Genomic DNA, 13,720 nt, shown 5'->3' with positions numbered 1-13,720 from the left:
TCAACACCATTTGTGATCCACCAAGGTCTTTCCGTGTTCGATCGCGTACTCGAACTCATTGCGGAAATGCTTGGTGAAACTGCGAACCGGGAACACCGCGGCGTCGGCCAGCGCGCAGATGGTGCGGCCGGCCATGTTGTTGCCCACGGAATCCAGAAGCTCCAGATCGCCCTTGCGGCCTTGGCCATTGACGATGCGATGGATCACCTTGTACAGCCAGCCGGTGCCTTCGCGGCACGGCGTGCACTGGCCGCAGGATTCTTCGTGGTAGAAGTAGGCCAGACGCTCCAGCGCCTTGACCATGCACACGTCCTCATTCATCACGATCACGGCGCCCGAACCCAGCATGGAGCCGGCTTTGGCGATGCTGTCGTAGTCCATCGTGCACTGCATCATGATGTCGGCCGGCAGCACCGGCGCGGACGAGCCGCCCGGGATCACCGCCTTCAGCTTCTTGCCGTCGCGCATGCCGCCGGCCATTTCCAGCAGCTCGGAGAACGGAGTGCCCAGCGCGATCTCGTAGTTGCCCGGACGGTTGACGTGGCCGGAAACCGAGAACAGCTTGGTGCCGCCGTTGTTCGGCTTGCCCTTCTCGAGGAAGGTTTGCGCGCCGTCGCGGATGATGAATGGCACCGAGGCGAACGATTCGGTGTTGTTGATGGTGGTCGGCTTGCCATACAGGCCGAAGCTGGCCGGGAACGGCGGCTTGAAGCGCGGCTGGCCCTTCTTGCCTTCCAGCGATTCCAGCAGCGCGGTTTCTTCGCCGCAGATGTAGGCGCCGTAGCCGTGGTGGGCGAACAGGTCGAAGTTGAAGCCGGAGCCCAGGATGTTCTGACCCAGGAAACCCGCCTTGCGCGCCTCTTCCAGCGCTTCCTCGAACAACACGTAGTCTTCGAAGATTTCGCCGTGGATGTAGTTGTAACCCGCCTTGGTGCCCATCGCGTAACCGGCGATGATCATGCCCTCGATCAACGAGTGCGGGTTGTAGCGGATGATGTCGCGGTCCTTGAAGGTGCCCGGCTCGCCCTCGTCGGTGTTGCAGACGACGTACTTGTCGCCCGGGAACGAGCGCGGCATGAAGCTCCACTTCAGGCCGGTCGGGAAGCCCGCGCCGCCGCGGCCGCGCAGGCCGGAGTTCTTCACTTCCGCGATCACGTCTTCCTGCGTCATCTTGGAGTCGAGAATGCGGCGCAGCGCCTGGTAGCCGCCGCGGGCCACATAGGCGTCCAGACGCCAGCAATCAGGCTGGGCAGTGTCGACGCCGTCGAAAATCACGCCATTAGCGAAGACAGCCATTATTTCAACTCCGCCAGTTTTTTATCGATTGCTTCGGGCGTCATGAAGCTGCACATCTTGTGGTTGTTCACCAGCAAGACCGGCGCGTCGCCGCAGGCGCCCATGCATTCGCCTTCCAGCAGGGTGTACATGCCGTCGGCGCTGGTTTCGCCGATGGCGATGCCCAGCTTCTTCGAGATGTACTCCGCGGCGTTGACGCCGCCGGACAGCGCACAGGGCAGGTTGGTGCAGACGGTGATCTTGAATTTGCCCACCGGCTTCATGTCGTACATGTTGTAGAACGTGGCGACTTCGTAAGCGGCTAACGGGGCGATGCCCAGGTAGTCGGCGACGAACTCGATCAGTTCCGGATTCAGGCAGCGCGTTTCCGGGGTTTCACCGGTCGCGCGCCGCTCGTCCAGCGCGATGCGCAGCGCGCCCATGACGGCGGAGCGCTTCTGGTCGGCCGGATATTTGGCGACCTCGCGGTCGATCAAGGCTAGCGATTGTGCGGACAGCATCAGCGGTCAATCTCCCCAAACACGATATCCTGCGTACCGATGATCGCGACGACGTCGGCGATCATGTGGCCGGTGGCCATCTCGTCCAGCGCCGCCAAATGGGCATAGCCCGGCGCGCGGATTTTCAGGCGGTACGGTTTGTTGGCGCCGTCGGACACCAGATAGATGCCGAACTCGCCCTTCGGGTGCTCCACCGCGGCGTAAGCCTCGCCTTCCGGCACGTGCATGCCTTCGGTGAACAGCTTGAAGTGGTGGATCAGGTCTTCCATATTGGACTTCATGCCTTCGCGCGAAGGCGGGGCCACTTTATGGTTGTCGGTGATCACCGGACCCGGGTTCGCGCGCAGCCAGGCCACGCACTGCTGGATGATGCGGTTGGACTGACGCATCTCTTCCACGCGCACCAGGTAGCGATCGTAGCAGTCGCCGCCCACGCCCACCGGCACGTCGAAATCCATCTTGTCGTACACGTCGTACGGCTGGGTCTTGCGCAAGTCCCAGGCGATGCCGGAACCGCGCAGCATCGGGCCGGTCATGCCCAGGTTCAGCGCGCGCTCGGCCGTCACCACGCCGATGCCCACGGTCCGCTGCTTCCAGATGCGGTTGTCGGTCAGCAGGGTCTCGTACTCGTCGACATAGGTCGGGAAGCGCTTGGTGAAGTCTTCGATGAAGTCCAGCATCGAGCCCTTGCGGCCCTCGTTCAGGCGCGCCAGCTCCTTGGCGTTCTTGATCTTGGACACGGTGTACTGCGGCATGCTGTCCGGCAGGTCGCGGTAGACGCCGCCCGGACGGAAGTAGGCCGCGTGCATCCGCGCGCCGGACACCGCCTCGTAGCAGTCCATCAGGTCTTCGCGCTCGCGGAACGCGTACAGGAACATGGTCATCGCGCCGATGTCCAGCGCGTGGGCGCCGATCCACAGCAGATGGTTCAGGATGCGGGTGATTTCGGCGAACATCACGCGGATGTATTGCGCGCGCTCCGGCACCTCGATGCCCATCATCTTCTCGATGGCCAGGCAGTAAGCGTGCTCGTTGCACATCATCGACACGTAGTCGAGACGGTCCATGTACGGCAGCGACTGGATGAAGGTCTTGCTCTCGGCCAGCTTCTCGGTGCCGCGGTGCAGCAGGCCGATGTGCGGGTCAGCGCGCTGGACGACTTCGCCGTCCAGCTCCAGCACCAGGCGCAGCACGCCGTGCGCGGCCGGGTGCTGCGGGCCGAAGTTGAGGGTGTAGTTGCGGATCTCAGCCACCGTAATTCTCCTCGCGAATGATGCGCGGAGTGATTTCGCGCGGCTCGATGGTCACAGGCTGGTAAATCACGCGCTGCTGGGTCGGGTCGTAACGCATTTCCACGTGGCCGGACAGCGGGAAGTCCTTGCGGAACGGATGGCCGACGAAGCCATAGTCGGTCAACAGGCGGCGCAGGTCGGGGTGGCCTTCGAACACGATGCCATAGAGGTCGAACGCTTCGCGCTCAAACCAGTTGGCGGCGTTCCACACGCCATTGATCGACGGGATCACCGGGAAATCGTCGTCTTCGGCGAAAACGCGCAGGCGGAGGCGATGGTTCAGCTTGACGGACAGCAGGTGGTACACGGCGGCGAAACGCGGACCGTCCCACGGCTCGTCGCGATAAGCGCTGTAGTCCATGCCGCAGACGTCGATGCACTGCTCGAAGGCGAGATCGGCGTGATCGCGCAGCGTTTGCGCGACGGACAGCAGATCGGACGCCTTGCACACGATGGTCAGCTCATCCAGGGCCAGCGTGCTGCTCACGAGCTTGTCGCCCAGCGCCGCGGCAACGACCGAACCCAACGCTTCCATTTTCTTGGAGGCCATAGTTTCTACCTTAGCGGGCGATGGTGTTGGTACGTTTGATCTTGTTCTGCAGCTGGATGATGCCGTACAGCAGCGCCTCGGCGGTCGGCGGACAGCCCGGCACGTAGACATCGACCGGCACGATGCGGTCGCAGCCACGAACTACAGAGTAGGAGTAATGATAGTAACCGCCGCCATTGGCACAGGAGCCCATCGAAATCACCCAGCGCGGCTCGGCCATCTGGTCGTAAACCTTGCGCAGGGCCGGCGCCATCTTGTTGCACAGCGTGCCGGCGACGATCATCAGGTCGGACTGGCGGGGGCTGGGACGGAACACGACGCCGAAGCGGTCGAGGTCATATCTCGCCGCGCCGGCGTGCATCATTTCCACCGCGCAACAGGCCAGGCCGAAGGTCATCGGCCACAGCGAACCGGTGCGGGTATAGTTGATAAGCTTGTCGGCTGTCGTGGTGACGAAGCCTTTCTCCAGAATCCCTTCTACTCCCATTCCAGAGCTCCCTTCTTCCACATGTAGACGAAGCCGAGCGTCAGCACGGCCAGAAACTCGACCATCACGCCCAAACCATAGACGCCCAGATCCTTCAACACCACCGCCCACGGAAACAGGAATGCGATTTCCAGGTCGAACAGGATGAAGAGAATGGCGATCAGGTAGTAGCGGACGTCAAACTTCATGCGGGCATCTTCGAAGGCCTCGAAGCCGCATTCGTATGGAGAAAGTTTTTCAGCGTCAGGACGATTCGGCGCCAGCAGTTTGCCCAGAACAATAGGGCCCACACCGACCAGAAGTCCGACGATGACAAACATCAGAATGGGAAAGTAGTTTTGCAGCATTTCCCGTACACCCCCAAAAAAAGAGGGGTCACCCCCTCTTGGCTCCAAATAAAACAGGCCACCGGAGTCCCGGTGGCCTGTTTTTGAATGGTGGTGCCGACAGTGAGACTCGAACTCACACAGCTTTCGCCACTACCCCCTCAAGATAGCGTGTCTACCAATTTCACCATGTCGGCACAGCAAAGCTTTACATTGTCACTCCGGAATCTTGGAAGCCGTTCCCGAAGCGTTTTTATTAGGCGCGCCTGCCGGGATTTGCGGCGCCGCCTGCTCAATCTTACTGCCATTGCCCATTACGCCCAGATCACTCTTCCCACCCCCGGAAAGAAAGACCAGCGCCATGGAGGTCGAGAAGAACACCGCGGCAGCAACCGCAGTCGTTCTACTCAAGAAATTCGCAGAACCAGACGCCCCGAACAGACTGCCGGACGAGCCGCTACCAAAGGCCGCGCCCATATCCGCACCCTTGCCGTGCTGCATCAGAACAAGGACGATGATAGATGCTGCGGACAGCAGATTAACAATCCAAATAAGCGTCTTGAGAAGTTCCATACTATATCAATTTTCCTGCGGCTTGGCAAATCACTCTGAATGAATCGGCGTCCAGAGAGGCTCCTCCGACCAGTGCTCCGTCGACGTTTTCCGTCGCCAGAATCGCTTCGGCATTCTCTGCTTTGACACTGCCGCCGTAGAGGACGCGAATCTTAGCGGAGCCGGCAACGTTTTGCAAGCACCAATTTTTGATGAATGCATGGATCTCGGCGATCTGCTCAAGCGATGCCACCTTGCCGGTGCCGATGGCCCATACCGGTTCGTAGGCGACAACGTATTCACCATCGGCGATCTCGGCCAAGATGGCAAGCTGTTCTCGCACCACGTTCAAATAATCGCCCGCCTCGCGCTGCGCCAGCGTCTCGCCCACGCACAGCACCGGGACCACGCCGGCCGCGATCGCGTTGCGCATCTTGGCAAGCAGCGCCGCATTGTCTTCGCGGAAATACTGGCGGCGCTCGGAATGTCCGACCAGCGCGTAGCGGCAGCCCACGTCGGCCAACATGGCGGCGCTGGTCTCGCCGGTAAACGCGCCGTCGGCGGCGAAACGGCTGACGTCCTGGGAAGACAAGGCGATCTTGCTCCCCTTCAGTTGCTCGGCCAGCGCAGCCAGGTAAACGGCGGGTGCGGCGATGCCGACGCCCTCGCGATTGGTTTGCGCATCGGCCAATAGCGCCGCCGCCAATTGACGAGCGCTATCGCCGCGGGTATTCATCTTCCAATTGCCAATCACCAGTTTGCCGGACATGCGACTCTCCATTTCCATGTTATTGGTTGGCGCCGATTATAGCGCGGCGGCAGCCCCCTCTCCAATGGAGCTGGGTCAAGCATTTACGACTTGTAATATTACTGAAAGATTTGCCCGATACGATTGCGGCCATCACAAACGCAGTCCCATCCACAGTTCGGGAGTTAAGCAATGAAACAGTCTGTTCGTCTGGCCGCAGTCCTGGGTTCCGCGCTGATCGCAGGCTCGGCCTACGCGGCTGACATCACCGGCGCCGGCGCGACCTTCCCCTACCCGCTGTACGCGAAGTGGGCCGCCACCTACAAGGGCAGCACCGGCAACAACATGAACTACCAGTCCATCGGCTCTGGCGGCGGCATCAAGCAGATCCAGTCCAAGACCGTGGACTTCGGCGCGTCCGACATGCCGCTGAAGCCGGAAGAACTGGAAAAAACCGGTCTGACCCAATTTCCGACCGTGATGGGCGGCGTGGTGCCGGTCTATAACATTCCGGGCATCGCCGCCGGCCAGATCAAGTTCACCGGCCCGCTGCTGGCCGACATCTACATGGGCAAGATCAGCAAGTGGAACGACGCGGCCATCGCCAAGCTGAACCCCGGCGTCAAGCTGCCCGACCAGCGCATCTCGGTAGTGCGCCGCTCCGACGGCTCCGGCACCACCTTCATCTTCACCAACTACCTGTCCAAGGTCTCGCCGGAATGGGCGAAGGAAGTCGGCTCCAACACCGCCGTCAGCTGGAAGGGCAGCTCTGTGGGCGGCAAGGGGAACGAGGGCGTGGCCAACTACGTGTCCCGCATCAAGGGCTCCATCGGCTATGTGGAATACGCCTACGCCAAGCAGAACAAGCTGGCTTACGGTCTGCTGCAGAACCAGGCCGGCGCCTTTGTCAGCCCTGACGAGTCCTCGTTCAAGGCAGCGGCCGCCAACGCCGACTGGAAGAAGGCCCCGGGTTTCTACCTGCTGCTGACCAACCAGCCGGGCAAGACCAGCTGGCCGATCGCCGGCGCCACCTTCATCCTGATGCACAAGAAACAGGACAAGCCGGCCCAAGGCGCCGAAGTGCTGAAGTACTTCGACTGGGCCTACAAGAACGGCGACAAGACCGCCCTGGATCTGGATTACATCCCGATGCCGGACAACGTCAAGGGCGTGATCCGCGCCAGCTGGAAACAGATCACCGACGGCAGCGGCAAGGCTGTCTGGAACTGATAGGCGACGTTTATACTGTCGGCCCCGGGCCGGAGGGAGCTTGCTCTCTCCGGCTTTGTGTCTGAACCATCAAGAATCGGCGCATGCAAAAACTGAGCAACGAGCAGCAGCTGGGACGCCAGCAACTGCTGGACACAACTTTCCGCGTGACTACCCGCGGCTTCGCCTTCCTGGTGCTGGCGCTGCTGATCGGCATCCTTCTTTCCCTGCTGGTCGGCGCGATGCCCGCCATCAAGGGCTTTGGCTGGAGCTTCCTGTTCAATTCCGACTGGGATCCGGTGCAGGAGAAGTTCGGCGCGCTGGTGCCCATTTTCGGCACCCTGGTCACCTCCTTCATCGCCCTGCTGATCGGCGTACCGGTCAGCTTCGGCATCGCGCTGTTCCTGACCGAGCTGTGCCCGACCTGGCTGAAACGGCCTCTGGGCATCGCCGTGGAGCTGCTGGCGGGCATCCCGTCCATCATTTACGGCATGTGGGGCTTGTTCGTGTTCGCCCCCTTCTTCGCCGACCACATCCAGCCCTGGGTCATCGATCACTTGGGCGAGTTTCCGCTGATCGGCTTCCTGTTCCAGGGCGCGCCGATGGGCATCGGCCTGTTCACCGCCGGCCTGATCCTGGCCATCATGGTGATTCCCTTCATCGCCTCGGTGATGCGCGACGTGTTCGAGGTGGTGCCGACCATGTTGAAGGAGTCCGCCTATGGTCTGGGCTCCACCACCTGGGAGGTGGTGCGCCACGTGGTGCTGCCCTATACCAAGACCGGCGTCGTCGGCGGCATCATGCTGGGCCTGGGCCGCGCGCTGGGCGAAACGATGGCCGTCACCTTCGTGATCGGCAACTCCACCCGTTTCTCCACCAGCCTGTTCGAGCCCGGCAACTCCATCGCCTCCTCGCTGGCCAACGAGTTCGCCGAAGCCAACGGCGATCTGTACCTGGGCTCGCTGATCGAGCTGGGCCTGATCTTGTTCTTCATCACTTTCGTGGTGTTGTCCTGCTCCAAGCTGCTGCTGCTCCGCCTGAAGAAGCAGGAAGGCAAGCCTTCCTGAGATGAAAGAAGACGTTACCACGATGAGCCAAGCGACAATGAACGACGCCTTGCGCACCGCGCCCGCCCTTAGCCTGAAACAGGATAGCGCCGTCTACCGCCGGCGCCGGCTGACCAATCGCCTGACCATGGCCGCGTCGATGCTGACCATGGCCTTCGGCCTGTTCTGGCTGTTCTGGATTCTGTTCACGCTGCTGCAGCACGGCCTGTCCGGCATCAACTGGCAAGTGTTCACCGAGAGCACGCCGCCGCCAGGCTCCGCCGGCGGACTGGCCAACGCCATCTACGGCAGCCTGGTGATGACGGCCTTCGGCACGCTGTTCGGCACGCCGATCGGCATCCTGGCCGGCATTTACCTGGCCGAATTCGGCCAGCGCGGCTGGCTGGCGCCGGCCACCCGCTTCATCAACGACATCCTGCTGTCGGCGCCTTCCATCGTGATCGGCCTGTTCGTGTACGAGGTGTACGTGGTGTCGGTCGGCCACTTCTCCGGCTGGGCCGGCTCCTTCGCCCTGGCCATCCTGGTGATCCCGGTCGTGGTGCGCACCACCGAGAACATGCTGCGCCTGGTGCCGAACAGCCTGCGCGAAGCCGCCGCCGCGCTGGGCGCGCCGCAGTGGAAGGTCACGCTGACCGTGACGCTGCGCGCGGCCAAGGCCGGCGTGCTCACCGGCATCCTGCTGGCCGTGGCGCGCATCTCAGGCGAAACCGCGCCGCTGTTGTTCACTGCGCTGAACAACCAGTTCTTCAACAGCAATATGAACCAGCCGATGGCCAACCTGCCCATCGTGATCTTCCAGTTCGCGATGAGCCCCTACGAGGATTGGCACCACCTGGCCTGGGCCGGCTCGCTGCTGATCACTTTCAGCGTTCTCGCCCTGAACATCGTCGCCCGCTGGATGGGCGGCAGCAAGTCTCAATCGAATTAAGGCATGACAACCATGACCAGCAACGCCTCCAAGCTCGAAGTCCGCGACCTGAACTTCTTCTACGGCAATTTCCACGCGCTCAAGGGCATCCAGCTGGAAATCGCTCCCCGCAAGGTGACTGCCTTCATCGGCCCGTCCGGCTGCGGCAAATCCACGCTGCTGCGCACCTTCAACCGCATGTACGAGCTCTACCCCGGCCTGCGCGCCGAGGGCGAAATCATGCTGGACGGCCAGAACATCCTGGGGCGCGACATCGACGTCAACCTGCTGCGCGCCAAAGTGGGCATGGTGTTCCAGAAGCCGACGCCGTTCCCGATGTCCATCTACGACAACATCACCTTCGGCGTGAAGCTGTACGAGAAGCTGTCCAAGGGCGAGATGGAAGACCGCGTGGAATGGGCGCTGCGCAAGGCGGCGCTGTGGGACGAGGTGAAGGACAAGCTCAAGCAGTCCGGCAACTCGCTGTCCGGCGGCCAGCAGCAACGCCTGTGCATCGCCCGCGCGGTGGCGTCCAAGCCGGAAGTGCTGCTGCTGGACGAACCGACCTCGGCGCTGGACCCGATCTCCACCGCCCACATCGAAGAGCTGATCCACGAACTGAAGGAGGACTACACCATCGCCATCGTGACGCACAATATGCAGCAGGCGGCGCGGGTGTCCGACTACACCGCCTACATGTACCTGGGCGAGCTGGTGGAGTTCGGCAAGACCGACACCATTTTCACCACGCCGCAGAAAAAGGCTACCGAGGACTATATCACCGGCAAATTCGGCTGATTTCGCCGTCGCCACCGGCTGGCGCGCGCACCGCGCCAGCCGTTTCTCATGCCGCTCGGCTAAGCAATAATGATGACGCCATTTTGTAAAATCATGGACTTAGCCGTCTTTCAAACCCGCGCTGTCAAGAAGATTTTGCCTTTTTCACAGGCAAAACCACACGCTTTATTTTTTTTTTATAAAGACTTGACGGCCATGGCGCGGAACACAACAATCCCGCCTTTACGATAATCCACTGACTCGCCATGCTGGACCTGTTCTCCGGGCTCGATACCCATGTAGCCATCACTTTGATGCTTTCCCTGGGCTTCGTGCTCGCCTTTGAGTTCATCAACGGTTTTCACGATACCGCCAACGCCGTCGCCACCGTCATCTACACCCAGTCGATGAAGCCCCGCCTCGCCGTGTTCTACTCCGGCGTCTGCAACTTCCTCGGCGTGATGAGCGGCGGCCTGGCGGTCGCCTACGCCATCGTCCACCTGCTGCCGGTGGACCTCTTGATCTCGGTGAATACCAGCCGCGGCATGGCGATGGTGTTCGCGTTGCTGGCCGCCGCCATCCTGTGGAACCTGGGCACTTGGTACCTGGGCCTGCCGGCATCCAGCAGCCACACGCTGATCGGCGCCATTCTGGGCGTCGGCGTGGCCAACAGCTTCATCAACAACACCTCGCTGTCGCACGGCATCAACTGGGGCAAGGCCATCGATGTCGGCGCCTCGCTATTGGTGTCGCCGATCGCCGGCGCGGTGATGGCGGGCCTGATCGTCATCCTGCTGCGGCGCTACCGCCCGCGCAGCAACGTCCACAAGACGCCGTACCAGCGCCAGCAAGTGGAAGGCCGCAAGCATCCCCCGTTCTGGACCCGCTTCATGCTGATCGTGTCGGCGATGGGCGTCAGCTTCGCCCACGGCTCCAACGACGGCCAGAAGGGCGTGGGCCTGGTGATGCTGGTGCTGATCGGCATCGTGCCGGCCAAGTTCGTGCTCAATCTGGACAGCACACCGTATCAGCTGGAGCGCACCCGCGACGCGGCGCAGCACCTGCAGCAGTTCTACCAGCGCCACGAGGCCGACCTGTCCAAGATCATCGTCAAGTCCACCAGCACCAGCCAGTATGAGTGCCACCCGCAGCAAACCGTGGCCACCGCCAACCAGCTGCTGCAACTGATGGGCGACGGCAACGACTACCACAACCTGAGCGCCTCTCAGCGCTGGGACGTGCGCACTCAGCTGCTGTGCCTGGACGACGCCGCCAAGAAGGCCGCCGTCCTGCCCAACTTGTCTTCCGACGAGAAGCAGCTGCTGAGCAATCTGCGCAAGGATCTGACCACCACCACCGAATACGCGCCCACCTGGGTGATCGTCGCCGTGGCCTTGGCGCTGGGCATCGGCACCATGATAGGCTGGCGCCGCGTGGTGAAGACCGTGGGCGAAGGCATCGGCAAGAAGGACATGACCTACGCCCAGGGCGTGGCCGCGCAGGCCACCGCCGCCGTCTCCATCGGCCTTGCCAGCTGGTTCGGCTTCCCGGTGTCCACCACCCACGTGCTATCCAGCGGCGTGGCCGGCACCATGATCGCCGACAAGGCGGGCCTGCAGATGAGCACCATCCGCTCCATCGCGCTGGCCTGGGTGTTCACGCTGCCGGCCTCGATGGCGCTGGCCGCCGGCCTGTACTACCTGGCGGCGCAGTGGTTCTGACCCATACGGCGCCCGAACGAAAAAGCCGCTCATCGAGCGGCTTTTTTCTTGCTTGATCCAGGTCAACGGCGCGTTAGTCCGCGCTTGAACCAAAAATTCATGGTTTGCTAATATAGCGCTGCTTCATTAATGGTTTCTTTTGTTTGCAGCAATCCTCCCTCGCCGCCGCGATTTCCCCCAATCGCGGCGGATTTTTTTTTACGCTTTGAGAAATTGCTCGCGCCCGGCCAGCCAGCGCTCCAGATGCGCCTCCGCCTCCCGCGGCCAGCGCTCCAGCAGGACAGGCGCCAGATCCCGCGCCGCCTCCAGCAGCGCCTGGTCTTGCTCCAGGTCGGCGAAGCGCAGCATCGGCAGGCCGCTCTGCCGCGCGCCGAGGAATTCGCCCGGCCCGCGTATCTGCAAGTCCTGCCGCGCGATCTCGAAACCGTCGGTATTCTCGTAGATCACCTTCAGCCTGGCCTTGGCCAGATCGGATAAGGGGTTTTCGAACAACAGCACGCACACGCTGCGCGCGCTGCCCCGCCCCACCCGTCCGCGCAGCTGATGCAGTTGCGCCAGCCCCATGCGCTCGGCGTGCTCGATCACCATCAGGCTGGCGTTGGGCACGTCCACGCCCACTTCGATCACCGTCGTCGCCACCAGCACGTCCAACTGGCCCGCCCCGAATGCCGCCATCACCTCGGCTTTCTCCGCCGCCTTCATGCGGCCGTGCACCAGGCCGATCCGCCGTTGCGGCAGATCCTGCTGCAGCTGCTGGTGGCAATCCACCGCCGTCTGCAGCTGCAAGGCCTCGGACTCCTCGATCAGCGGGCACACCCAGTAGGCCTGGTTGCCCTCGGCGCAGGTCTTCTCGACGAACTGCACCACCTCGGCGCGGCGCGGGCTGCCGATCAGCTTGGTGACGATGGGCGTGCGGCCCGGCGGCAGCTCGTCTATCGCCGATACGTCGAGATCGGCGTAGAAGCTCATCGCCAGCGTGCGCGGAATCGGCGTGGCCGACATCATCAGTTGGTGCGGCTCCTCGCCCTTGTCCTGCAGCGCCAGCCGCTGGCCGACGCCGAAGCGGTGCTGCTCGTCGACGATGGCCAACCCCAGCTTCTGGAAGGCGACGTCGTCCTGGAACAGGGCATGAGTGCCCACCGCCAGCCGGCACCGGCCGGAGGCGATCTCGTCCAGCGCCTGCTGCTTCGCCTTCTTCCGCAGGCTGCCGGACAGCCAGGACACGCCGATGCCCAGCGGCGCCAGCCACCCGGACAGCTTCAGGTAATGCTGCTCGGCCAGGATTTCGGTCGGCGCCATCAGCGCCACCTGGTAGCCGGCCTCGATCGCCGACAGCGCGGCCAGGGCGGCGACGATGGTCTTGCCGCTGCCGACATCGCCCTGCAGCAGCCGGTGCATCGGATGCGGCTGGCGCAGGTCGGCGCGGATTTCGTCCAGCACCCTGCGCTGGGCGCCGGTCAGCTGGAACGGCAGGCTGGCCAGCAGTTTTCCGCTCAGGCTGCCGTCGCCGGCGATGCGCGGCGCGTGGCCCAGCCGGCGCGCGCGGTAGGCGAGGCGCATCGACAGCTGCTGCGCCAGCAGCTCGTCGAATTTCAGCCGCTGCCAGGCCGGCAGCCGCGGATCGGCCAGCTGCTGCGCCGACCATTCCGGCGGCGGCTGGTGCAGCAGGCGGATGGCGTCGGCGAACGGCTGCAGCGCCAGCGGCGCCATCAGCGGCGCCGGCAGCAACTCGTCCAGCCGCTGCGATTTCAGCTCGGCATGCACCAGCTTGCGCAGCACCGGCTGGGTCAGGCCGTTGACCGTCGGGTACACCGGCGTCAGGCTGTCGGCCAGCGGCGCGCCCTCGCGCACCTCGCGGGTCTTGGGATGGACCATCTCGTCGCCGGCGAAGCCGCGGCGGATTTCGCCCAGCGCGCGGATGCGGCTGCCCTCGGCGAACTGCTTGAGCTGGCTGGGGTAAAAATGGATGAAGCGCAGCATCAGCGTGCCGCTGCCGTCCTCGATCTGCACCCTGAGCTGCTTGCGCGGCTTGTAGCTGACCTCGTGCGCGGTGACGGTGCCCTCCACCAGCGCCGGCTGGCCGTAAGGCGCGTCGGCGATCGGATAGATGTGGGTTTCATCCTCGTAGCGCAGCGGCAGGTGCAGCACCAGGTCGAAGCGGCGGCGTATGCCCAGCTTCTCCAGCTTTTTGACCAGCGCGGCCGGCGCCGCCGGCGGCTGGTTGGCGAGATCGATCGGCGAATTCATGAGTAGCGATTGTACCCAACAATGCGAAAGGCGGAAGCGGC

The 13,720-nt window shown here is 63.0% G+C and carries 14 protein-coding genes and 1 tRNA gene; 5 read left to right on the top strand and 10 right to left on the bottom strand.

From position 1 onward, the window contains the following. The 9 genes from nuoF to tpiA form a co-directional block, all read right to left on the bottom strand. A complete protein-coding gene (nuoF, locus tag DK842_RS12255; RefSeq protein ID WP_114061702.1) occupies positions 1-1,296 on the bottom strand; it encodes an NADH-quinone oxidoreductase subunit NuoF in 1,296 nt (431 codons plus the stop codon). Beyond that, positions 1,296-1,796, bottom strand: coding sequence for an NADH-quinone oxidoreductase subunit NuoE (nuoE, locus tag DK842_RS12250; RefSeq protein WP_114061701.1), 501 nt, complete (start codon positions 1,794-1,796; stop codon positions 1,296-1,298). Before nuoE ends, nuoF begins: the two co-directional genes overlap by 1 nt. Then, entirely contained in the window at positions 1,796-3,049 is a 1,254-nt protein-coding gene (locus tag DK842_RS12245; RefSeq protein WP_114061700.1) for an NADH-quinone oxidoreductase subunit D, read from the bottom strand. Before DK842_RS12245 ends, nuoE begins: the two co-directional genes overlap by 1 nt. Next, positions 3,042-3,638 carry an NADH-quinone oxidoreductase subunit C gene (locus tag DK842_RS12240; protein ID WP_114061699.1) on the bottom strand — a complete coding sequence of 199 codons (597 nt, stop codon included), beginning with the start codon at positions 3,636-3,638 and terminating at the stop codon, positions 3,042-3,044. The genes DK842_RS12245 and DK842_RS12240 overlap by 8 nt, the downstream gene beginning before the upstream one ends. 10 nt (positions 3,639-3,648) lie before the next feature. Continuing rightward, positions 3,649-4,125: a NuoB/complex I 20 kDa subunit family protein gene (locus tag DK842_RS12235; RefSeq protein WP_011134497.1), complete on the bottom strand. Its 477-nt coding sequence runs from the start codon at positions 4,123-4,125 to the stop codon at positions 3,649-3,651. Continuing rightward, complete coding sequence (locus DK842_RS12230; protein WP_011134496.1) at positions 4,116-4,472, bottom strand: NADH-quinone oxidoreductase subunit A; 357 nt, start codon at positions 4,470-4,472, stop codon at positions 4,116-4,118. The genes DK842_RS12235 and DK842_RS12230 overlap by 10 nt, the downstream gene beginning before the upstream one ends. A 91-nt stretch (positions 4,473-4,563) precedes the next feature. Beyond that, positions 4,564-4,648: transfer RNA gene (locus DK842_RS12225), tRNA-Leu, on the bottom strand. A 19-nt stretch (positions 4,649-4,667) separates the two neighbouring features. Continuing rightward, positions 4,668-5,024 (bottom strand): preprotein translocase subunit SecG, encoded by a 357-nt coding sequence (gene secG / locus DK842_RS12220; RefSeq protein ID WP_114061698.1) that lies wholly within the window; start codon positions 5,022-5,024, stop codon positions 4,668-4,670. A gap of 1 nt (position 5,025) precedes the next feature. Then, positions 5,026-5,772, bottom strand: coding sequence for a triose-phosphate isomerase (gene tpiA, locus DK842_RS12215; protein ID WP_114061697.1), 747 nt, complete (start codon positions 5,770-5,772; stop codon positions 5,026-5,028). A 171-nt stretch (positions 5,773-5,943) separates the two neighbouring features. Between tpiA and pstS the strand changes: the two genes are divergently transcribed. From pstS to DK842_RS12190, 5 genes are all read left to right on the top strand, one after another. Beyond that, positions 5,944-6,981, top strand: a complete 1,038-nt coding sequence (gene pstS / locus DK842_RS12210; protein ID WP_114061696.1) for a phosphate ABC transporter substrate-binding protein PstS — start codon at positions 5,944-5,946, stop codon at positions 6,979-6,981. An 83-nt stretch (positions 6,982-7,064) separates the two neighbouring features. Next, entirely contained in the window at positions 7,065-8,027 is a 963-nt protein-coding gene (gene pstC, locus DK842_RS12205; RefSeq protein WP_114061695.1) for a phosphate ABC transporter permease subunit PstC, read from the top strand. A 37-nt stretch (positions 8,028-8,064) separates the two neighbouring features. Beyond that, positions 8,065-8,955, top strand: a complete 891-nt coding sequence (gene pstA, locus DK842_RS12200; RefSeq protein WP_198414714.1) for a phosphate ABC transporter permease PstA — start codon at positions 8,065-8,067, stop codon at positions 8,953-8,955. Between the two features lie 12 nt (positions 8,956-8,967). Further along, positions 8,968-9,732 (top strand): phosphate ABC transporter ATP-binding protein PstB, encoded by a 765-nt coding sequence (pstB, locus tag DK842_RS12195; protein ID WP_114061694.1) that lies wholly within the window; start codon positions 8,968-8,970, stop codon positions 9,730-9,732. 245 nt (positions 9,733-9,977) lie between these two features. After that, positions 9,978-11,432 (top strand): inorganic phosphate transporter, encoded by a 1,455-nt coding sequence (locus tag DK842_RS12190; protein WP_114061693.1) that lies wholly within the window; start codon positions 9,978-9,980, stop codon positions 11,430-11,432. 198 nt (positions 11,433-11,630) lie between these two features. Here the strand turns inward: DK842_RS12190 and recG are convergent, their stop codons facing one another. Beyond that, positions 11,631-13,679, bottom strand: a complete 2,049-nt coding sequence (recG, locus tag DK842_RS12185; protein WP_114061692.1) for an ATP-dependent DNA helicase RecG — start codon at positions 13,677-13,679, stop codon at positions 11,631-11,633. Between the last annotated feature and the right edge of the window lie 41 nt (positions 13,680-13,720).

The organism is Chromobacterium phragmitis (genome assembly GCF_003325475.1).
Taxonomy (GTDB): domain Bacteria; phylum Pseudomonadota; class Gammaproteobacteria; order Burkholderiales; family Chromobacteriaceae; genus Chromobacterium; species Chromobacterium phragmitis.
Note: the sequence above shows the minus strand (reverse complement) of the source record. Positions and strands in the feature narration are given on the sequence as shown.

Excerpts from the sequence above, each read along its gene's own strand:
- recG (WP_114061692.1), bottom strand. The coding sequence starts at position 13,679 with ATGAATTCGCCGATCGATCTCGCCAACCAGCCGCCGGCGGCGCCGGCC.
- DK842_RS12190 (WP_114061693.1), top strand. The coding sequence starts at position 9,978 with ATGCTGGACCTGTTCTCCGGGCTCGATACCCATGTAGCCATCACTTTG.
- pstC (WP_114061695.1), top strand. The coding sequence starts at position 7,065 with ATGCAAAAACTGAGCAACGAGCAGCAGCTGGGACGCCAGCAACTGCTG.
- nuoE (WP_114061701.1), bottom strand. The coding sequence starts at position 1,796 with ATGCTGTCCGCACAATCGCTAGCCTTGATCGACCGCGAGGTCGCCAAA.
- secG (WP_114061698.1), bottom strand. The coding sequence starts at position 5,024 with ATGGAACTTCTCAAGACGCTTATTTGGATTGTTAATCTGCTGTCCGCA.
- pstB (WP_114061694.1), top strand. The coding sequence starts at position 8,968 with ATGACCAGCAACGCCTCCAAGCTCGAAGTCCGCGACCTGAACTTCTTC.
- pstS (WP_114061696.1), top strand. The coding sequence starts at position 5,944 with ATGAAACAGTCTGTTCGTCTGGCCGCAGTCCTGGGTTCCGCGCTGATC.
- DK842_RS12230 (WP_011134496.1), bottom strand. The coding sequence starts at position 4,472 with ATGCTGCAAAACTACTTTCCCATTCTGATGTTTGTCATCGTCGGACTT.
- DK842_RS12235 (WP_011134497.1), bottom strand. The coding sequence starts at position 4,125 with ATGGGAGTAGAAGGGATTCTGGAGAAAGGCTTCGTCACCACGACAGCC.
- DK842_RS12240 (WP_114061699.1), bottom strand. The coding sequence starts at position 3,638 with ATGGCCTCCAAGAAAATGGAAGCGTTGGGTTCGGTCGTTGCCGCGGCG.
- pstA (WP_198414714.1), top strand. The coding sequence starts at position 8,065 with ATGAACGACGCCTTGCGCACCGCGCCCGCCCTTAGCCTGAAACAGGAT.
- nuoF (WP_114061702.1), bottom strand. The coding sequence starts at position 1,296 with ATGGCTGTCTTCGCTAATGGCGTGATTTTCGACGGCGTCGACACTGCC.
- tpiA (WP_114061697.1), bottom strand. The coding sequence starts at position 5,772 with ATGTCCGGCAAACTGGTGATTGGCAATTGGAAGATGAATACCCGCGGC.